Source organism: uncultured Xanthomarina sp. (assembly GCF_963971605.1).
GTDB lineage: Bacteria > Bacteroidota > Bacteroidia > Flavobacteriales > Flavobacteriaceae > Xanthomarina > Xanthomarina gelatinilytica.
In genome coordinates, this window is record NZ_CAXATZ010000044.1 from 1 (window position 1) to 19,962 (window position 19,962).

The window sequence follows — 19,962 nt, forward strand, 5'->3', positions numbered from 1 at the left end:
TTATGCCATGAATGCCCAAGCAACACAAGTAACGGTTTCTATTGCTGTTTCAAACAGATTTCCATTGGAAGCTTTGGAAGAGTTGTATGCTGGTATTGAAACGGCAGCCAAGATTTATAATATTGATGTAGTAGGAGGGGATACTACGTCCTCCACAACAGGATTGATTATTTCTGTAACTGCCATAGGTGTGGTGGATGCTAAGAAAGTAGTTTATAGGAATGGTGCAAAACCTAACGATTTGTTGGTGGTCACTGGCGATTTAGGTGCAGCATATATGGGTTTACAAGTTTTGGAAAGAGAAAAAGAGGTGTTTAAAGTGAACCCAAACAATCAACCGGAATTAGACAACTACACCTATATTATAGAAAGACAATTAAAACCTGAAGCCAGGAAAGATATTGTAAAATTACTTCATGAATTGGGAGTGAAGCCTACTTCCATGATCGATATCAGTGATGGATTATCTTCTGAAATTATGCACTTGTGCAAACACAGCAAGGTAGGATGTGATTTATACGAAAACAAAATCCCATTGGATCCTCAAGTAATTTCCACTTGCGAGGAATTTAAAATTGATAGCACCACAGTTGCTTTAAATGGAGGAGAGGATTATGAGTTGTTATTTACTATTTCTCAAGAAGATTTCCCTAAAATTAAAGGCAATCCTAACTTTACGGTTATTGGTTTTATGAAAGAAGAAGCTGCTGGCATGCACTTAATTACTAGGGCAGAAACAAGTATTCCTTTAAAAGCACAAGGCTGGAATGCCCTTAATAATTAGTTGTTAATTGGGCTGCTTTTCGTTTCTTTTTTCTGTGAATATAGTTTAACACAGAATTTATCTCTTTTTGTTTTTGTGTTAAAGGCGTTAATGCCCCATTTTCATTTGTGGACATTTGCTTTTTGCATTGCACGCATTGGTATTCATTTACATAATCAGTCACTCTTCTGGTTATTTTAAAATCATGACCTTTTAGGGAACAAATCAGATTTTTCATGTTGTTTTGGCTATCATCAATTTTTGTTAAAACAGAATATAGTCAATTCAACCGATACACCAAGGAATTGCCTAATAAATCGATGAAACGAACGATTTGTTCTTTAATCGCAACATGCGTCTGGTATAAAAATCTTCCAAAAGCATATTTATTTCCTTGTATTTAGGTGTTAGCTCGGTAAGGTTTCCGTTACTGTTGGTGGTTAATTGTTTTTTACAGCACTTGCAAGTGTACTCTTTGACATGTGATGTTACTTTTTTTGAAACTTGATAATTGTGTCCAAAAACATCGCAATAAATTTTGAATGGGTTTCGGTTGGTAGTAGGTTTTTTCATAATAAGCTAGTTTGGAATGCCTAACTTAATTAAAAAAAGCAATATAATAGCCAAAAAGCAATTATTTTTCGATGAAACGCATGATATTGTAAGTTAATTCTTCTTTATTTTCGATATGGCTCATATGGCCTTCTGTTAGTTCCACGATATCCACATCAGTCCCTTTTAATTGTTTTTTCACGCTATCAGCATCCAGAATGGGATCTTTTTTACCAATTATTAACAGTTTTTTTGTTGGTAATGTCCTAAAAAGTTGGGTTTTGTCTGTTCTTAATTTCATTCCTTCGTTAGCAGCCATGTAACCTTGAACACTTGTCTTTAAGGCTTCGGTTAAAGCAATTTCCAATTCTTGTTTATGGGTTTCCTTACTTTTCAAACTGAATAAATTAGTAAAAGACATCCTTACTAAATTGTCAAAATTGGTTTGTGCCATGAGGTTGGCTCGGGTCCTTAGCATTTTTCTTTCTTCACTATCCGGAAGAAAAGTGGAATTCATCAAGCAAAGTCCCTGCATGCTATTTGGGTTCTTTTCTGCCATGGCCAAAGCTACATAGCCACCCATGGAATGGCCTATTATGGTTTTGCTTTCAATATTTAAATGGATTAAAACAGCATCAACAGTCTCTGCCATTAACTCCATGCTGTGTACATACCCAAGACAACCTGTTTGTCCGTGTCCCAATAAATCTATGGAAATAACCCTATGGGTTTTCAATAAATCTGGAATTAAAGGTGTCCACATATTGGAACTCTCAAGAAAACCATGTAATAAAACAATTGGTTTGCCATAGCCTTGATCTGTATAAAAAACTTGAATGCCTTTGTGCTCTAAAATCATTTTTAAACTATCTTGTGCAAAGATAGCAAGACCAAGCTGTTTGAAGAAACAGGAACCAATTAATTGCATTAAAAATATTTGTTTACTAATAGTTGCCGTAACCCTTTTTGAAACAATCTCTTATGAATAGAAATAAAGAAGTATTAGTAACTGCATTTGCCCTTTTTTCTTTGTTTTTTGGTGCCGGAAATTTAATCCTGCCTCCTTATTTGGGTTTTAAATCTGGTGAATATTGGGTTTTAGTGGCCATAGGTTTTTCAATTACGGCTGTTTTGATTCCGGTTTTGGGAATTTTTGCACATGCCAAATTACAAGGGACCATGTTTGATTTTGCCAAAAAAGTATCGCCTGTTTTTAGTGGCATCTATTGTTTTGTGGTATATGCCATTGCTATTTCTTTACCTTCACCAAGAACAGCATCTGTAACACACGAAATGGCCATTGCGCCTTTTTTTAACACAAATGCCTTAGTAACAAGTAGTGTTTATTTTTTTTTGGTTTTTGTTTTTGCAATTAATAGGAATAAAATATTGGATTTAATAGGAAAGTTTTTAACTCCTTTAATTGGTATAATCCTCTTAAGCATTATAGGTGTTGGTCTTATTACATCTCCTTTTGAAGTTAGCCAGACATTGTTGAAGTCCCCTTTTTCAGAAGGAATCCTTGAAGGCTATCAAACTTTCGATGCCATAGGAGCAGTGGTTGTGGGAGCTGTAATTGTTATTTCCTTGAATTTAAAAAACACTAAAACATACCAAGAAAAAAAGGATTTAATAACCAAAGCTGGATGGGTAGCAGGATTTGGACTTATTGTAATTTATGCAGGACTTATATTGAGTGGTTCGCTATTTCAAAGTAAATTTCCATTAGAGGCTACAAGAACTGATGTACTTATAGGATTGAGCAAATTAACCTTAGGGCACATTGGTTCCATGGTTTTAAGTGTGTTAGTGGCATTGGCTTGTTTTACAACTGCCGTTGGAATAGTTACAGGAACATCAGATTATGTAAAAGGCTTGTTTAAGGGTTCGCAAATAGCTTATGTTGCAACTGCTGTCATTGGTTGTTTGATTGGAGTTTTGGTAGGAAGCTATCAGGTAGGGTTTATTATAAACATAGCCTTGCCAGCACTCATGTTTATTTACCCAATTACCATTGTGTTGATACTTTTAAATGTGCTACCAGAAAAGTATGCCTCCAAAAAAGTATTTAGGGCTGTTGTATTTACAACGTTTTTATTTAGTGTTCCAGATTTTTTAAAACACATAATTGAATTGGAAAAAGTGCAATATCTTATAGATTATATTCCTTTGGCTTCATATAGCTTGGCTTGGGTTTTGCCAGCCATTTTAATATTTGTTTTATTTAATGTTTTATACTTTAAAAAGAACATCATTAGATGATTAAAAAAACGTAAAAAAACCAAAACCTTATAAGTTCATGTTTATAAGGTTTTGGTATCATTAAGCGTTATGAATTTTTATGAGTTCATGATCTCTTCAATTTCTTCAGCTTCAATAGGAATGTTGCGCATTAAATTAAAGGGCTCCCCATTTTTTTGAATCACGACATCATCTTCCAGTCTAATCCCGAAGCCTTCGTCTGGAATATAAATTCCTGGTTCAACGGTAAATACCATATTTTCTTGCATAGGTTCTGTTAGAATTCCGTAGTCGTGTGTGTCCAATCCCATATGGTGAGATGTGCCATGCATAAAATATTTTTTATAAGCAGGCCAATCTGGATTTTCATTTTTTACATCGGCTTTGTCCAATAATTTTAAGCCAATTAATTCAGAAGTCATCAGTTTCCCAACTTCCACATGGTAATCTGCCCAAATGGTTCCTGGCACCAATAATTTTGTGGCTTCGTTTTTCACTCTGTTTACGGCATTATAAACCTCTTTTTGACGTTTTGTAAAGGTGCCTGAAACAGGAATGGTTCTGGACATGTCACTGGAATAATTGGCATATTCAGCTCCTGCATCTATTAAAATTAAATCGCCTGCTTTACACTGTTGGTTGTTTTCTATATAATGTAACACGTTGGCATTGTTTCCAGAGGCTATAATAGGTGTATAGGCAAAACCTTTAGAACGGTTTCTTAAAAACTCGTGCATAAATTCGGCTTCAATTTCGTATTCCCAAACATTGGGTTTTACAAAACCTAAAACCCTTCTAAAACCTTTTTCGGTTATATCGCAAGCTTGTTGCAATAGGTCTAATTCTATTTGGTCCTTTACCGAGCGTAAACGTTGTAAAATAGGGTTACTCTTTGCTACGCTATGGGCGGGATATTTTGCTTTTAGCCATTTGTTAAAACGGTCTTCCCTGGTTTCTGTTTCAACATTGGCCCTGTAATGTTCATTGGTGTTTATGTAAACGGTATCAGCCTGAGACATGAGTTCGTGCATGATTTTTTCAAAGTCCTGTAACCAATAAACGGTTTTAATGCCAGAAGTTAGTAAGGCAGCTTCTTTGGTTAGTTTCTCCCCTTCCCAAACAGCTATATGGTCGTTGGTTTCTTTAAGGAATAAAATTTCCCTGTGTTTTTCCTTCGGACAATCAGGAAATATAACCAGGATACTTTCTTCCTGATCCACGCCACTTAAGTAAAAAAGATCTCGATTTTGTTGAAATGGCATGGTGCTATCTGCACCAATTGGGTAAATGTCGTTTGAATTAAAAACAGCCAAACTGTTTGGTTTCATTTTAGCTGAAAAATCGTTTCGGTTTTTTATAAAGAGTTTGTTGTTGATTAAATGGTATTTCATGAAAATGGTTTTATTTCATTTCCGTGAAGACGGAAATCTTATTGTTTTGTTTTGTCAATTTTTCAAAAATACGGATTTCCTTTTGGCTAATAAAAAAGCCCCATCTATTTATTATAATTTTAACTGAAACATACTATAAAAGTGCCTTTGGGAGTTATTAATACATACTTTTTTTTAAAAAAAATGTTATTTTGGTATTTGTGAATTTTAAAAACCCCAAGTTATGAAACTGTTAAAACCTATTTTTTTGTTGGCCATTTTGTTGTTGATTTCCTGTAATAACGATGATACTGAATGTTGTGCAAATCCAGAACCTCAAGCTAATTTAATTGTCAAATTAAAATTCGATCCCAACCAAGAACGCTTGAACAATCTAGGACAGCCAGCCAGTATTCCGTCAGGAAATGCAGCGCAAACTCCAACCATTTCCAGAATGAGTGCCAATTACATAGAGTTTGCTCCAAACGCTTTTACGGGTTTAGGTGAAGGAGAAATTATTTTTGAAGGTGCCAAAACAACTGAAGGAGGAACGGAAGCTATCGATTTTCAGGATGCCATATTTGCTGGAAATAACGATGTGTTCTTGTCCATTCCTCTCAACCAGATAGCTCCTGGCGATTATAATTGGGTTCGCGTATCTTTGGCTTATCAGGAAGGAGATATTGATTTATTGGTAAATGGGGTGGATTATACAGGAACCTTAGCCAGTTTTGTTGGATTCAACACTTATATATCTTCTTTTAATTTAAACGGAAGCACCTTTACTGTTAACGAAAACAAGCTACAAGGGTTTTGGGCTTTCGAAGCTTTAGGTTTTACATCGCAAGGCCAAGCGCCTCCTGGAGCCACAACCGTTCCAAACCCATTGTTTGATTCATCTCCAATCCCTCAAGGGTCTTGTGTAGTAACAGGACAGTTTGAAAACGGATTGACATTAACTGGAAATGAAACCGAAGATGTGGTTGTGACCTTGTCTTTTTCCATTAACAATAGTTTTGAATGGACCGAAGTGAATACCGACGGTAAATACGAGCCAGAAGCTGGCGAGCAGGTGGTTGATATGGGATTGAGAGGCTTGATTCCTATGGTCGATTAAATGTAAATACTTTAGCTCTATTTGAGGCACTTTTTCACTCTTTAAAAATGTGTATCCTTTTTTTTAATTAAAATCATTCTAAATACCTATTTTAAATTGCTTCGCTTTTGTCTAAAACTGAATGGAAGTGTATCTTTGTTATATAAAAATTAAACTTCAACAATGAGCGGAATTTTGAATTCTTCGATCGGAAGAAAATTTGCCATGGCACTTTCGGCATTCTTCCTAATGATTTTTTTACTACAACACTTTGCAATTAATTCGCTATCGGTTTTTAGTGCAGATGCCTTTAACGAGGTCTCTCACTTTATGGGAACCAATTGGTTGATTCAATTTGTTATGCAACCCATTTTAATGTTTGGTGTGGTCTTTCATTTTGTGATGGGCTTTGTATTGGAAATCAGAAATAGAAAGGCACGACACATTAGCTATGCTAAAAACAATGGTGCAGCCAATTCTACTTGGATGAGCAGAAACATGATTTACAGTGGTTTGTTCATTTTAATCTTTTTAATCATTCACTTTTTAGATTTTTGGTTTCCAGAAATCAACACAAAATACATCCAAGGCGATATGTCTGGATTGTTGGCAGACGGTGAAGGTTATAGATATTTTGAAGAGTTGCAGCATAAATTTGAACCAGTTTGGCGTGTGGCTTTGTACTGTGTAGGTTTTGTGTTTTTAGCACTTCATTTATTGCATGGTTTCAATTCTGCATTCCAATCTGTTGGAGCAAATAACAAATACACAAAAGGATTAAAAGGATTTGGAAAGGCTTATGCCATTCTCATTCCGTTAGGATTTATCGTTATTGCGTTGGTTCATCATTTTAATCATTAAAAAAACATCTAAATATGGCTTTAGATTCTAAAATACCAGAAGGTCCAATTGCAGACAAATGGACTAATTATAAAAACAACATCAACCTGGTTAATCCTGCCAACAAACGTAACATTGATGTTATTGTGGTTGGAACAGGTTTGGCAGGTGGTTCGGCTGCAGCAACCTTAGCTGAGTTAGGCTATAATGTTAAAGCATTTTGTTTTCAAGATTCTCCAAGACGTGCACATTCTATTGCTGCCCAAGGTGGAATCAATGCTGCTAAAAATTATCAAGGCGATGGCGATTCGGTTTACAGATTGTTTTATGATACAGTAAAAGGAGGCGATTATCGTTCAAGAGAAGCAAATGTATATCGATTGGCTGAAGTTTCAGCGAATATCATCGACCAATGTGTCGCTCAAGGTGTCCCTTTTGCTCGTGAATATGGAGGTTATTTAGACAACCGTTCCTTTGGAGGGGTTTTAGTGTCCAGAACTTTTTATGCAGCAGGACAAACAGGACAACAATTATTATTGGGAGCTTATTCTGCCATGAACCGTCAAATTGGTCGTGGAAAAATTAAAATGTACAACCGTCATGAAATGTTAGACGTGGTTGTTGTAGATGGCAAAGCTCGTGGTATTATAACCCGTAATTTAATTACTGGAGAAATTGAAAGACATTCAGCTCATGCAGTGGTTCTTGGAACTGGTGGTTATGGAAACGTGTTTTTTCTTTCCACAAATGCTATGGGTAGTAACGTAACAGCAGCATGGAAAGCACACAAACGAGGGGCTTACTTTGCAAATCCGTGTTACACACAAATTCATCCTACTTGTATTCCTGTGTCTGGAGAACACCAATCTAAATTAACGTTAATGTCTGAGTCATTACGTAATGATGGACGTATTTGGGTGCCTAAACATAAAAAAGATGTAGAGGCTATTCGTAATAAAACACTTAAACCTAAGGATATTAAGGAAGAAGATAGAGATTACTACCTAGAACGTCGTTATCCAGCATTTGGAAACCTGGTGCCTCGTGATGTGGCATCACGTGCAGCTAAAGAGCGTTGTGATGCAGGTTATGGTGTTAATGCAACTGGTGAAGCTGTGTTTTTGGATTTTGCTTCTGCCATTGAACGCTATGGCAAAGAACAAGCCACTGTAAGACATTTAGATACAAATGATGCTGCTTTAGTAAAAAAATTAGGGCAAGAAGTTGTAAAGAATAAATATGGAAACTTATTCCAGATGTACGAAAAAATCGTAGATCAAAATCCATATGAAACACCTATGATGATTTATCCTGCTGTGCACTACACCATGGGAGGAATTTGGGTAGATTATAATTTAATGACTACAGTTCCTGGATTATATGCTATAGGTGAGGCCAATTTTTCAGATCATGGAGCCAACAGACTTGGAGCATCGGCATTGATGCAAGGTTTGGCAGATGGTTATTTTGTATTACCTTATACTATTGGGGATTATTTAGCAGCTGACATTAGGACTGGAACAATCCCAACAGATACGCCAGAGTTTGATGAAGCTGAAAAAAATGTGAGAGATCAAATCAATCATTTAATAAATAATAACGGAAAATATTCTGTAGACCATTTCCATAAGAAGCTTGGAAAAATCATGTGGAACAAGGTTGGCATGGCTCGTAATGTAAAAGGGCTAACAGAAGCCATTCAGGAAATAAAAGAACTTCGTGCAGAATTCTGGAAAGAAGTGAAAGTTCCAGGAACCAACGAAGAATTTAATGAAGAGTTGGCCAAAGCAGGTCGTGTGGCAGATTTCTTGGAATTAGGAGAACTGTTTGCCAAAGATGCCTTACACAGAGAAGAATCATGTGGAGGACACTTTAGGGAAGATGCTGTGGAAGAAAGTGGCGAACAAAAAGGTGAAGCTAAACGTGACGACGAGAATTTTGCATATGTTGCAGCTTGGGAATACAAAGGCGAACCTAGTGAAGCCGTTCTACATAAAGAACAATTGGAATTTAAAGATATTGAATTAAAACAAAGAAGTTATAAATAGGAAAGCTATGAATTTAACGTTAAAAATATGGCGTCAAAAAAACGCTAACGATAAAGGAGGTTTAGTCGATTATAAAGTCACTGATGTCTCTCCAGATATGTCTTTCCTTGAAATGCTAGACGTATTAAATGAAGATTTAATAAACAAAAACGAAGAACCAGTAGCTTTCGATCATGATTGTCGCGAAGGTATCTGTGGTATGTGCTCCCTTTATATTAATGGTGAAGCTCATGGTCCAGATCGTGGTATCACAACCTGCCAGTTGCACATGCGTATGTTTAAAGATGGAGACACTATTTATATTGAGCCTTTTAGAGCCGCAGCTTTTCCAGTAATCAAAGATTTGGTTGTTGATAGATCTGCTTTTGATCGTATTCAACATGCAGGTGGTTTTATATCTGTAAACACTTCAGGAAATACCATAGATGCAAATGCCATTCCTGTAAATAAACACGATGCAGATAAAGCTTTCGATGCTGCAACCTGTATAGGTTGTGGTGCTTGTGTGGCAAGTTGTAAAAACTCGTCTGCCATGCTGTTTGTATCAGCTAAAGTATCTCAGTTTGCGTTGTTGCCACAAGGTAAAATAGAAGCTACAGACAGAGTATTGAACATGGTAAAGCAAATGGATGAAGAAGGTTTTGGTAACTGTACAAATACTGGTGCTTGCGAAGTGGAATGCCCTAAAGGAATTTCGCTTGAAAATATTGCTAGGATGAATAGAGAGTATTTAAAGGCAAGCTTAAAAGGATAATGTTATTTAGAGCGATAGCGAAGAATCTCTTATAAATTAAAAATCCCAAGCTAAGTCTTGGGATTTTTGTTTCTTTACATTTCAATTTATAGCATGAGACATCCGAATACATTTTATAAAACACAGCTAGAAAAGCATCAGCAGGAGCTAAAAAAATTCAATAAAAAATTGATTGGATTAAGTAGCTTGAGACTGCTTGTATTTTTATTAACCGTTGCTGGAATTTATACGGCTTTTAGCTTCTGGCAAATGGCTTTAGGCATTGGAATTGCTGGAATAGCTGGTTTTATATTCCTATTGTCAAAATACACAGATACCAAACGCTTAAGAGATGTTAGTAAGGCTTTGGTTGCTTTAAATGAGGAAGAGATAAACATCGCATCAGGGAATTTTCACCATCGGGATCCAGGCAAACAATTTCAGGATCCTCATCATTTTTATAGCTTGGATATAGATTTATTTGGAAAAGGTTCCTTTTTTCAGTTTATCAATAGAACAACCATACAAGAAGGCACCAAACGTTTGGCAACTATCTTAACCGCAAACACTATTGATGCTATTGTACCAAAGCAACAGGCCATAAAGGAACTCGCTGAAAAACCAGAATGGCGACAACAGTATTCAGCAACTGCTAAGTTGATACACACAGAAACACCTGCTTTAAAAATTATTGAATGGCTAAACAGCCACCAATCGTTTCTACCAAAAATAATGGGCTGGTTGCCAAAGGTTTTTTCTTTAGCATCCATAGCGGTTGTGGCACTTGGGATGTTTCAAATAATTGATTTGGGTTTTGTGGGTTATTGGTTGTTATTTGGGTTAATAATTACAGGTTTGCATTTAAAAAAAATAAATGTTTTAGCCAGTAACACAGATAAAACCCGAGATATTTTTAGACAATATGCTTTATTGTTGAAACAGATTGAAAATGAATCCTTTTCGTCTGAATGGCTTAAAGAAAAACAGGCTTGTATTCAGCAAGAGCACAAAAAAGCATCTAATATATTTTCACAGTTTTCCAAGTATTTAGACGCTTTGGACAATAGAAACAACATGATTTCAGCCATTTTTGGGAATGGGTTTTTCTTGTCAGACCTAAAGAATGCATACAATATAGAAAAATGGATTTCTCAATATAAAACAACGGTTGACCGTTGGTTTGAAGTGGTTTCTTTCTTTGATGCCTACAACAGCTTGGGAAATTATGCCTTTAATCATCCAGAATATGTATTTCCAGATATTGTTGCAAATCAAACGGTTATTGAAGCCAAGAACTTAGGACATCCTTTATTGGACCGAGACAAACGGATTGATAGCGACTTAAAAATTCTAAATCAGGAATTTTTTATTGTTACTGGAGCCAATATGGCTGGAAAAAGTACTTTTTTAAGAACGGTTTCCCTGCATATAGTTATGGCAAATACAGGTTTGCCAGTGTGTGCAACATCAAGTGCTTACAGTCCTGTAAAACTTATAACAAGTATGCGAACCAGCGATTCCTTAACAGATGATAGTTCTTATTTCTTTTCAGAATTGACCAGATTGAAGTTTATTGTGGATGAAATTGCCAAAGAACCTTATTTTATCATTCTAGATGAAATATTAAAAGGGACCAATTCTACTGATAAAGCTATTGGCTCCCGTAAATTCGTTGAGAAACTGGTTGCTGGAAACGCTACGGGAATTATTGCCACACACGATTTAAGTTTATGTGACATTGCCAAAGAGTTGGATGCCGTTAAAAATTACTTTTTTGATGCTCAAATTATTGATAACGAACTCTTTTTCGATTATAAATTTAAAGATGGGATTTGCCAAAACATGAATGCAAGCTTCTTATTAAAGAAAATGGAAATTATTTAAAAACCATAAAAAAGACCCACAAGGATTTTTGAAATCTTGCAGGTCTTGAAATAGGTTTTATTAGCAGTTTTAAATTGCTATGGGAAGTTAATTCTTTTTATTCTTTTGTTTGCTTTTTGCTTTCTTTGGGTGTACCAATTCCATTTCGTCAATTAAGTGTTTTGCTCCAGCATATTTATCAACTATAAACAAAACATATCTTAAATCCACCATAATATTTCTGCAGATTTCAGGATCGTAATACATATCACTCATGGTGCCTTCCCAAACCCTATCGAAATTCAAGCCTATTAAATTTCCATGCGCATCTATGGTTGGACTTCCTGAGTTTCCTCCAGTAGTATGGTTAGTCCCTAAAAAGCACACAGGCACTTTTCCGTTTGCATCTGCATATGGTCCGTAATCTTTGGCTTCGTATAAATCGATTAGTTTTTGTGGCACATCAAACTCGTAGTCGCCTGGAATGTATTTTTCTATCACGCCATCCAGATAACTAACAGGCGAATAATACACAGCATCTCTTGGCGAATACCCTCTTACTTGTCCATACGTAACACGAAGCGTTCCGTTGGCATCTGGAAAATATCTTTCATTGGGTAAGGCTTTCATTAAAGCTGTCATGTATTCGGTTTGTAAGGCTGTAATTGGTTCGTTTTTAGCTTCAAACTCTGGGTTTATGGTGTTATAAAACTCATCAATCATGGGTTTTGCATAGGCATACGCAGGATCGTTATTGAGTTTTTCAATTACCTCTTCTGGTGTCCCTTCGAATAATTTTAAAGCTGTGTCCAAACTTGTAAAGGCTGTGTTGTTATAAATGGAAACATCCACATTATTCGTGTAAAAAGGCATCACGCTTTCAAAAACACCTTTATCCACATTCACATCATAATTTTTGTGGATTCCTGTAATGGTACCTTCAATAGATGCTTTGGCTTTATCAAAAATATCCGGATTGTTTTTAATGGCCTGTTCAAACTGGTAGGTTCTAAAGGTCATGTTCATTAATTCATTGGTCACCAAAAAGACTTCAATAAAACTTCTACGCTTAATGTTTATATCAGCAAAATTTTCATAAAGGACATCAAATTCAGGAAGAATGTTTCCATATTTGGTTTCCAATCCTTTTTCTTTTAGTGCTTTTTTAAAGGTGGCTTCAAAAGCACGCCTTTCTTCTATAGCATTACTTTTTTCAATTCCAAGGTTTTCACCTATCCATTTTTTCCAAGCATTTGCAATTCGAGCTTGTTTGGAGGCATATTTAATTCGTACCTCGTCGCTTTCCTTCATTTTAGCGTCAATAACCTTTAGCGCTGCTTCACGAATGGCAATATTGCTTGGGTTGTATGCCTTGGTAATATGTTCTATGGCAACAGCAGGCAAATACTCGTCTGTGGTTCCTGGAAACCCAAAGACCATGGTGAAATCGCCTTCTTCAATGCCATCCAAGGAAATTGGTAAAAAGTGCTTAGGTTTGTAAGGCACGTTGTCCTTACTATATTCGGCAGGACGATTGTTTTTATCTGCATAAATTCTAAACATAGAAAAATCCCCTGTATGTCTTGGGAACACCCAGTTGTCTGTATCGCTTCCAAATTTCCCGATACTTGATGGAGGTGCGCCAACCAAACGTATGTCGTTAAAACGCTCTGTTACAAATAAAAAGTACTGATTGCCTTTGTAAAAGGATTTGATTTTGGTATCCTGCCAAGCTTCTTTTTGTACTTCAGCCTCCAAGGCGTTGGAATTTTTAGAGATAGCAGATTGTTTTTCTTTTTCTGTCATGTCTTCTGTAACACCATTTAAAACTTGTGTGGTTACATCTTCAATTCTTACTATAAACTCTATAAAAAGACCAGGATTAGGCAATTCTTCTTCCAAGCTCATGGCCCAAAAACCATCTTTTAAATAATCGTTTTCCAAAGAGGAATGCGATTGGATCTGGCTATAACCACAATGATGATTGGTTAGTATCAAACCTTTGGGAGAGATCACTTCGCTGGTACAACCACCATTAAAATGACCAATGGCATCTTTTAAACTGGAGTTGTTTACATCATAAATATCCTTGGCTGTAAGCTTGCTGCCAAGATTGGCCATTTCCTGCTCGTTCATACCTTCCAAAAGCGAAGGGATCCACATGCCTCCTTGTTGGGCAGACACCTGTAGTGTAATAAAAAGTAATAGAATTTTAATGAATTTCATAATGATGATAATTTAGTAAGTTTCAAAGATAAAGAACCCGAATATAAAAGATGTTAAAATGAACCAAATTTATCGACCAAACTTGTATCTTTAAGCTATGAAGACCCATAATGGGTATTTACTAAAAATGCTTAATACTATCAAAATTGATAAATAGCTGAATTATAAGTTTTGGAAAAATTTAATTAGATGATACACCTCTCTAAACTCCCAAATATAGAAACCACCATTTTCACAATAATGAGTGGTTTGGCTAATAAACATAAGGCAATTAACTTATCGCAAGGCTTTCCAAATTTTAAAAGCGACCAAAAACTGATTGACTTGGTGAGCAAAGCCATGAATTCCGGCTACAATCAATATGCGTTAATGCCAGGAAATATGGAGCTTCGTGAAGCCATTGCAAAAAAATTTGATTTGCTCTACGGAAGTTCCTATCATCCAGAATCCGAAATTACCATTACGGCAGGAGCCACTCAAGCTATTTACGATGTGATTACAGCTTTTGTAAGAGCAGATGATGAAGTGATTATTCTAAAACCGGCTTACGATTGTTATGAACCTTCTATTAGGATTAATGGAGGAAAACCGGTTTCCATTCAATTGGAAGCTCCAAATTATCAAGTGGATTGGAATGAGGTGGCACAAAAAATGTCGTCCAAAACAAAAATGATTATCATAAACACACCACATAATCCTAGTGGTACGATATTTAGTGAAGCAGATATGTTGAAACTTCAAGAACTTACCAAAAACAGCAATATCATAGTGTTGAGCGATGAGGTTTACGAGCATATAGTGTTTGATGGCGAAAAACACCAAAGTGCCTGTTTGTTCCCAGACCTTAAATCCAGAAGTTTTATTACAGCTTCCTTTGGAAAAACTTTTCATAATACAGGTTGGAAAACGGGTTATTGTTGTGCGCCAAAAGAGTTGATGGAGGAGTTTCAAAAAATCCACCAGTTTAATGTGTTTAGCGTGAACCATCCTGTGCAAAAAGGCTTGGCAGATTATATGCAGGATCCGAATACTTATTTGGGTTTATCTGAATTTTTTCAAGCAAAACGCGATTTGTTTTTAAATCTGATTAAAGACTCCAGATTCAAATTCAAACCCTCTCAAGGTACGTATTTTCAAGTGTTGGACTATTCAAAAATCACACAAGAAAACGATGTGGATTACGCCAAGCGTTTAACCATAGAGAATGGCTTGGCATCCATTCCTCTTTCGGTTTTTAATGAGAATAAATTAGATAATAAGGTGTTGCGTTTTTGTTTTGCTAAAACAGACGACACCTTAAAGCAGGCAGCTGATATATTGAATAATATATAGTTTTTTCCTCACAGCCTATCCCAATTTTAAAGACAGACTGTGGCAAATTATTTTAAAAATCCGTACTTTTAATACATGCAAGAAAATCTAAAAATAGTTCTCATTCAAACAGAATTGTTTTGGGAGAATCCAGAACAGAACAGAAATCATCTTACCAATAAGATTGAGCGTATTTCAGAAGCTGTGGATGTGATTGTTCTTCCGGAAATGTTTACCTCTGGATTTACCATGGAACCAAAAAAAGTGGCAGAAACCATGTTTGGCGATACGGTTGATTGGTTGCAAGAATTGGCTTTAAAAAAGCAAACAGCCCTTATGGGAAGCATGGTTGTTTCAGAACATGGGCATTTTTATAACCGATTGTTGTTTGTACATCCTAATGGCATTATAGAAACTTACGATAAAAAACACACCTTTACCCTTGCAGGTGAAGACAAAGTGTATACTGCAGGGCAAAGCAAGTTGATAGTAACTTATAAAGGTTGGAAGATTTGTCCGTTAATTTGTTATGATTTGCGTTTTCCTGTTTGGTCTAGGAATGTGGAAAATTATGATGTATTGGTATATGTGGCGAATTGGCCCAAAGTAAGGGTAGCTGCTTGGGATGCGCTCTTAAAAGCAAGAGCCATAGAAAACATGAGTTATTGTGTGGGAGTAAATAGAGTGGGATTGGATGGGAATGGCCATGAATATAATGGTCATTCAGCTGTATTTGATGTTTTGGGAAAAAAATTAGATAACATTCCAGAGAATCAGGAAACAACAGAAATAATCACGTTAAGTAAAACCCATATAAAAACCTATAGAGAGAAACTTAATTTCCTAAAAGATAAAGACACCTTTACTTTAGAGTAAGGTAAAATCTATTATGGGATCCCAATTGGCTCTAACATCAATAGGGTCTGGAAAATAGCTTATTTTTTCTGGTTGTTGGTTTTTTAAAAAATTTCCAGAGTCGTACTGTCCATTTTTATTGCTGTCGTGTACAACCCGTAAATAATACGTGTTGGGTGTTACATACTTAAAATCTATAGGTTCTGGTTTTTTGCTGTATTTTTCAACCTTCACCTCTCCTTTGTCATCTGTTAGTTGTACAATTACAGGATAGGTCACATTTTTTAAATTCACTCTCACGTTACCATAGTCGGCAAAGGTTTTTGTACTAATCGTGTAATTTAAAGTGTCGTTTTTATTGTCGAAAAAATCTACAAAAGTATTTGGTAACACCTGAATGTTATATCTATTGCTTTCGGTTTTATCAAAATTAACAGTCAGTGTATTGGATAATGAATCCAGTTTAATCTTAAAAGCAACATCAGTAGAGTCCTTGTCTTTAACGGAAATGCGCTTTTTGGCAATTCTCTCAAACGGAATATTGCCAGAGATTTTAAAATCTTCTTCAAAACCAATGGTTCCTGTTGGAGATGCTTTCACCACCAAGGTATCTCTAGGTTGCTCGCTAATTTTAACTGTAAACTCTTCGGAATAATTAGTATTGCTTACTTTAAACAGTAAGGAATCGGTATCCTTTAGTCTGGGTTTATACCAATAGTTTAAAGAATCTGTCTTGGCATCTTTGGTAATTCGGGATTTAAAATCTTCAGGTGTGTTTGAGAGTATTTGAATGTTCATTTTTTCATAATCACCTTCAAAGCCAAATGCTATTTTTTCACCAGAAATTAATCGAGGGTTAATGATTTTTGGATCTGCTGCTTCTTTAAATAGTTTTATGGTGTAAAGCGTATCTGTTGGTACAGTTATAGGTTTTTCCAAGAATCCAATTTTATCACTTCGTTGTTGGTATTTGCTGTCTTGGTTTTCATCTTTTAAGGCAATAAGCTTATATGTTCCAGCCTTAATGTTATCTATGGAAAAGGTGGTGGTACTGTCTAAGGTATTGGTTATGTATTTGGGTTGTTTTTTGTACACAATAGAATCTGTATAGGTAGAATCCATTTCGTATAGCATAACAGATACAAAATCATCTGGTTTCCTTAAAGTAGCATCAATAATGTTTCCTTTAACTGAAAGTGAATCTATGTAATTGCCTGTTGAAAATACATATCTATAATATGGATATGGGTTTCCTTCGTTGTTGTCCACTATGCTATTTCCAAAATTAAAGGCATAGGTTGTGTTTGGGTCTAAAGTGTCCTTAATTTTTATGGTAATGTATTTACTTGCCAAACCTTGAGGGGAAATTTCTGGAGCAGGATCCATAGGAGGCGAAATAATTAACTGTTTTTGGAGGTTATTAATTTTAATGTACTCGTTAAACGTAATCTTTATTTCGGTGTCATTAAAGTTGGTTGAAAAATTTTCAGGTTCAGATTTTACAATTACTGGAGGTGTTACATCCTTGTCTCCACCACCTGGTCTTCCTTTATTGGCGCAATTGGCCAAAAGCAAAGAAAAAACAACTAGGTATAAAGCGCGATAACAGGTCTGATTCATTTTTCAAAAATAATTTAGATACAAAGAAACAATTAAATTCCCAATCACGAAACTATCCTTAAGCTATTGCCATGGCTGCAACACTAACTTTAACATTCTGCGCTTTGTTCAAGACCGCAATGCAGGCTTCCATGGTAGCGCCTGTGGTAATAATATCGTCCACCAATAAAATGTGTTTGTTGTTGATTTTTTCCTTGTTTTGGATGCTAAAAAGTTCGTTGTTATTCATCCATCTGCTAAACCTGTTTTTTTTAACTTGAGAAGCTGTGTTGGTTATTTTTATCAGTACATCGTCACAATACGCAGTATTTAGTTGTTTTGCTATTTCCTGAGCAAATTTGGCAACCTGGTTGTAACCTCTTTTCCTTAATTTCTTTTTATGAAGAGGTACTGGAATAACCGCATCAATATTTTGGTAGGCAGCAAGCGATTTTAACTCTTCGCCAAGCCATACACCTAAGAATACTCCTATATCTTCGTACCCTTTATATTTTAAATGATGTATCAATTGTTGGGTTAAGCCTTTTTTTTCAAAACGCAACAAGGCTGTGGCGTGTTCAATTTTAGCACGACCATAAAAGGTTTTTAAAACGGTATCATCGTTTTCCAAATGGAAATTGGTAACTGGCAAATTGTGCCTGCAATTGGTGCAAATGTACGTTTCGTAATCGCTTAACTGGAACAAGCAGGCAAAACATACTTTAGGGAAGAACAAGTCCAAAACCGATTGAAACATTTTGTGCGAATTTACCCTAAAGATATTAATAACAAAGCAACTATGAAACCCTATTTAAACAAAGAATTTAGAACTTTAACAATTTTTTTATCACTTTATCGATTAAAATAAAATTACACAAGCATTATTTATAGTTTCGTGAGGTAAAATTATAAATTAAGATGATAGTTAACCCTCAATTATTTAACTACAGATTAATTATAGGTACATTGGTAATAGCAATTGTTGTTTTAGGGTCTTATAGCTTTTCAACATATAAAACTCTTAAAAATCATCAAGAATTTATGGAACAGGAAACGTTGCTTGTTCAAAATGAATTACACGAAATGATTAAGAGTTACGATGCAGTAAAAGCAGACAACAATACCATGCAATTAGAGTTAAATAAAGCTAAAACAAATCTTTCCAGTGTTTTAGATTCTTTATTGACCGAAAATGCCGATGCATCCGTAATATCTAAGTACAAGAATCAATTAGCAGCTCTTAAAAGAGAAAAAGCTTTTTTATTTGCAAAAGCAGACATGGCTCAAAAACAAAATCAATCCCTTGAGGTTGAGTTGTATTCCATGTCTCAAAATTATCTCAATCAACAACAATATTTGAAAGAGTTAGAAGCTGAAAACACGCTGCTTTCCAAAACCATAAAAAAAATAGTTTCTGTGTCTGCTGTTAATGTTAATGCAGTAGCTTTAAACACTGTAAACCCAAAAACCGATATGAAAACCAACCAAATTAACGACTTGGATCATATTGAGGTTTGCTTAACCTTGTTAAGTAACGAGTTTACTCCAAAAGGAAACAAAAACATCTTTGTTCAAATTATTGGCCCAGATAATAAGTTGGTCGTGGAACGAGGGCATGTGAAATTTAAGAACAATGCCTTGGATTATAGTGGTATGACTGTGGTTAACAACAATTACGACAACATGGATGTATGTACCAAAATTAATGTGGAATCTAAAAACCTATTAAAAGAAGGCACATACAATGTCCTGATTTATAACGACGATTTACAAATAGGAAAAACAGAACTGGAACTTAATTAACTAACCAATTATATTTTTTGAAAAACCGTTCCATTAGTTGGAACGGTTTTTTATTTTTGCAGCATGGCAAACGACGATCAATTTAAAAAAGTAATCTCTCACGCAAAAGAGTATGGTTACGTGTTCCAAAGTAGTGAAATTTACGATGGACTTAGTGCAGTTTACGATTATGCTCAAAATGGAGCAGAATTAAAGAAAAACATACGTGACTATTGGTGGAAAGCCATGGTACAGATGAATGAAAACATTGTAGGCATTGATGCTGCAATTTTTATGCATCCAACTACCTGGAAAGCCTCTGGACACGTGGATGCGTTTAACGATCCTTTAATCGATAACAAGGACTCAAAAAAACGTTACAGGGCCGATGTGTTAATAGAAGATTACTGTGCTAAAATTGAAGCTAAAATAGATAAAGAAGTTGCCAAAGCCGAAAAGCGTTTTGGTGAGGCCTTTAATAAAGAAGAGTTTGTAACTACAAACCCTCGTGTCTTAGGGTATCAAGAAAAAATAACCGAGATTCTTTCCAGAATGGGAAAATCTTTGGAAGCAGAAGATTTGGCAGACGTAAAAGCGCTTATTGAAGAATTGGACATTGCGGACCCTCTTACAGGTTCCAGAAACTGGACAGAAGTAAAGCAGTTTAACTTGATGTTTGGAAC

The 19,962-nt window shown here is 35.6% G+C and carries 17 protein-coding genes and 1 pseudogene; 11 read left to right on the forward strand and 7 right to left on the reverse strand.

Annotated features, from left to right (window positions below; all coding sequences use genetic code 11):
* Positions 1 to 784: thiamine-phosphate kinase (gene thiL / locus AACY93_RS12305; RefSeq protein WP_339612127.1), on the forward strand; the 784-nt coding region annotated here is incomplete at its 5' end.
* Here the strand turns inward: thiL and AACY93_RS12310 are convergent.
* From AACY93_RS12310 to AACY93_RS12320, 3 genes are all read right to left on the reverse strand, one after another.
* A complete protein-coding gene (locus AACY93_RS12310) occupies positions 774 to 1,001 on the reverse strand; it encodes a hypothetical protein (protein ID WP_286852924.1) in 228 nt (75 codons plus the stop codon). The genes thiL and AACY93_RS12310 overlap by 11 nt on opposite strands.
* Before the next feature lie 71 nt (positions 1,002 to 1,072).
* Positions 1,073 to 1,336 carry a hypothetical protein gene (locus AACY93_RS12315; protein WP_007646864.1) on the reverse strand — a complete coding sequence of 88 codons (264 nt, stop codon included), beginning with the start codon at positions 1,334 to 1,336 and terminating at the stop codon, positions 1,073 to 1,075.
* Between the two features lie 61 nt (positions 1,337 to 1,397).
* Entirely contained in the window at positions 1,398 to 2,243 is an 846-nt protein-coding gene (locus tag AACY93_RS12320; RefSeq protein ID WP_286852923.1) for an alpha/beta hydrolase, read from the reverse strand.
* A gap of 53 nt (positions 2,244 to 2,296) precedes the next feature.
* On the opposite strand from AACY93_RS12320, the gene brnQ reads away from it, so the two are divergent.
* The gene (gene brnQ, locus AACY93_RS12325) at positions 2,297 to 3,577 is read left to right on the forward strand and encodes a branched-chain amino acid transport system II carrier protein (RefSeq protein WP_286852922.1); all 1,281 of its coding nucleotides are present in this window, start codon (positions 2,297 to 2,299) and stop codon (positions 3,575 to 3,577) included.
* A 77-nt stretch (positions 3,578 to 3,654) separates the two neighbouring features.
* On the opposite strand, the gene AACY93_RS12330 is transcribed toward brnQ, so the two are convergent.
* On the reverse strand, positions 3,655 to 4,947 hold the full coding sequence (locus tag AACY93_RS12330; protein ID WP_286852921.1) for an aminopeptidase P family protein: 1,293 nt from the start codon (positions 4,945 to 4,947) through the stop codon (positions 3,655 to 3,657).
* A 223-nt stretch (positions 4,948 to 5,170) separates the two neighbouring features.
* Here AACY93_RS12330 and AACY93_RS12335 point away from each other — a divergent pair, with 223 nt between their 5' ends.
* From AACY93_RS12335 to AACY93_RS12355, 5 genes are all read left to right on the forward strand, one after another.
* Complete coding sequence (locus AACY93_RS12335) at positions 5,171 to 6,043, forward strand: hypothetical protein (protein ID WP_286852920.1); 873 nt, start codon at positions 5,171 to 5,173, stop codon at positions 6,041 to 6,043.
* 162 nt (positions 6,044 to 6,205) lie between these two features.
* Positions 6,206 to 6,883 carry a succinate dehydrogenase cytochrome b subunit gene (locus AACY93_RS12340; RefSeq protein WP_040491181.1) on the forward strand — a complete coding sequence of 226 codons (678 nt, stop codon included), beginning with the start codon at positions 6,206 to 6,208 and terminating at the stop codon, positions 6,881 to 6,883.
* Between the two features lie 14 nt (positions 6,884 to 6,897).
* A complete protein-coding gene (locus AACY93_RS12345) occupies positions 6,898 to 8,910 on the forward strand; it encodes a fumarate reductase/succinate dehydrogenase flavoprotein subunit (protein ID WP_286852919.1) in 2,013 nt (670 codons plus the stop codon).
* 7 nt (positions 8,911 to 8,917) lie between these two features.
* Complete coding sequence (locus AACY93_RS12350; RefSeq protein ID WP_007646850.1) at positions 8,918 to 9,664, forward strand: succinate dehydrogenase/fumarate reductase iron-sulfur subunit; 747 nt, start codon at positions 8,918 to 8,920, stop codon at positions 9,662 to 9,664.
* Positions 9,665 to 9,757: 93 nt separating this feature from the next.
* Entirely contained in the window at positions 9,758 to 11,527 is a 1,770-nt protein-coding gene (locus AACY93_RS12355; RefSeq protein ID WP_286852918.1) for a DNA mismatch repair protein MutS, read from the forward strand.
* A gap of 87 nt (positions 11,528 to 11,614) precedes the next feature.
* Here the strand turns inward: AACY93_RS12355 and AACY93_RS12360 are convergent, their stop codons facing one another.
* Positions 11,615 to 13,732 carry a S46 family peptidase gene (locus AACY93_RS12360; protein WP_007646846.1) on the reverse strand — a complete coding sequence of 706 codons (2,118 nt, stop codon included), beginning with the start codon at positions 13,730 to 13,732 and terminating at the stop codon, positions 11,615 to 11,617.
* A gap of 189 nt (positions 13,733 to 13,921) precedes the next feature.
* Here AACY93_RS12360 and AACY93_RS12365 point away from each other — a divergent pair, with 189 nt between their 5' ends.
* Both AACY93_RS12365 and AACY93_RS12370 read left to right on the forward strand, forming a co-directional pair.
* Positions 13,922 to 15,064 (forward strand): methionine aminotransferase, encoded by a 1,143-nt coding sequence (locus tag AACY93_RS12365; RefSeq protein WP_286852917.1) that lies wholly within the window; start codon positions 13,922 to 13,924, stop codon positions 15,062 to 15,064.
* A 75-nt stretch (positions 15,065 to 15,139) separates the two neighbouring features.
* Positions 15,140 to 15,919: an amidohydrolase gene (locus AACY93_RS12370; protein WP_286852916.1), complete on the forward strand. Its 780-nt coding sequence runs from the start codon at positions 15,140 to 15,142 to the stop codon at positions 15,917 to 15,919.
* On the opposite strand, the gene AACY93_RS12375 is transcribed toward AACY93_RS12370, so the two are convergent.
* Both AACY93_RS12375 and AACY93_RS12380 read right to left on the reverse strand, forming a co-directional pair.
* Positions 15,911 to 17,518, reverse strand: coding sequence for an Ig-like domain-containing domain (locus AACY93_RS12375; RefSeq protein WP_287005682.1), 1,608 nt, complete (start codon positions 17,516 to 17,518; stop codon positions 15,911 to 15,913). The two genes, AACY93_RS12370 and AACY93_RS12375, sit on opposite strands and share 9 nt — an antisense overlap.
* Before the next feature lie 58 nt (positions 17,519 to 17,576).
* Positions 17,577 to 18,254: a phosphoribosyltransferase family protein gene (locus tag AACY93_RS12380; RefSeq protein WP_286852914.1), complete on the reverse strand. Its 678-nt coding sequence runs from the start codon at positions 18,252 to 18,254 to the stop codon at positions 17,577 to 17,579.
* 161 nt (positions 18,255 to 18,415) lie between these two features.
* Between AACY93_RS12380 and AACY93_RS12385 the strand changes: the two genes are divergently transcribed.
* Together AACY93_RS12385 and AACY93_RS12390 are read left to right on the forward strand one after the other, a co-directional pair.
* Positions 18,416 to 19,300 carry a hypothetical protein gene (locus AACY93_RS12385; protein ID WP_007646832.1) on the forward strand — a complete coding sequence of 295 codons (885 nt, stop codon included), beginning with the start codon at positions 18,416 to 18,418 and terminating at the stop codon, positions 19,298 to 19,300.
* Between the two features lie 63 nt (positions 19,301 to 19,363).
* Positions 19,364 to 19,962 (forward strand): annotated as a pseudogene (locus AACY93_RS12390) (glycine--tRNA ligase); the annotation flags it as partial.

Coding starts and splice junctions, on each gene's coding strand:
- AACY93_RS12330 (WP_286852921.1), bottom strand. CDS start 4,947: ATGAAATACCATTTAATCAACAACAAACTCTTTATAAAAAACCGAAAC.
- brnQ (WP_286852922.1), top strand. CDS start 2,297: ATGAATAGAAATAAAGAAGTATTAGTAACTGCATTTGCCCTTTTTTCT.
- AACY93_RS12335 (WP_286852920.1), top strand. CDS start 5,171: ATGAAACTGTTAAAACCTATTTTTTTGTTGGCCATTTTGTTGTTGATT.
- AACY93_RS12320 (WP_286852923.1), bottom strand. CDS start 2,243: ATGCAATTAATTGGTTCCTGTTTCTTCAAACAGCTTGGTCTTGCTATC.
- AACY93_RS12360 (WP_007646846.1), bottom strand. CDS start 13,732: ATGAAATTCATTAAAATTCTATTACTTTTTATTACACTACAGGTGTCT.
- AACY93_RS12385 (WP_007646832.1), top strand. CDS start 18,416: ATGATAGTTAACCCTCAATTATTTAACTACAGATTAATTATAGGTACA.
- AACY93_RS12370 (WP_286852916.1), top strand. CDS start 15,140: ATGCAAGAAAATCTAAAAATAGTTCTCATTCAAACAGAATTGTTTTGG.
- AACY93_RS12310 (WP_286852924.1), bottom strand. CDS start 1,001: ATGAAAAATCTGATTTGTTCCCTAAAAGGTCATGATTTTAAAATAACC.
- AACY93_RS12380 (WP_286852914.1), bottom strand. CDS start 18,254: ATGTTTCAATCGGTTTTGGACTTGTTCTTCCCTAAAGTATGTTTTGCC.
- AACY93_RS12345 (WP_286852919.1), top strand. CDS start 6,898: ATGGCTTTAGATTCTAAAATACCAGAAGGTCCAATTGCAGACAAATGG.
- AACY93_RS12315 (WP_007646864.1), bottom strand. CDS start 1,336: ATGAAAAAACCTACTACCAACCGAAACCCATTCAAAATTTATTGCGAT.
- AACY93_RS12350 (WP_007646850.1), top strand. CDS start 8,918: ATGAATTTAACGTTAAAAATATGGCGTCAAAAAAACGCTAACGATAAA.
- AACY93_RS12355 (WP_286852918.1), top strand. CDS start 9,758: ATGAGACATCCGAATACATTTTATAAAACACAGCTAGAAAAGCATCAG.
- AACY93_RS12375 (WP_287005682.1), bottom strand. CDS start 17,518: ATGAATCAGACCTGTTATCGCGCTTTATACCTAGTTGTTTTTTCTTTG.
- AACY93_RS12365 (WP_286852917.1), top strand. CDS start 13,922: ATGATACACCTCTCTAAACTCCCAAATATAGAAACCACCATTTTCACA.
- AACY93_RS12340 (WP_040491181.1), top strand. CDS start 6,206: ATGAGCGGAATTTTGAATTCTTCGATCGGAAGAAAATTTGCCATGGCA.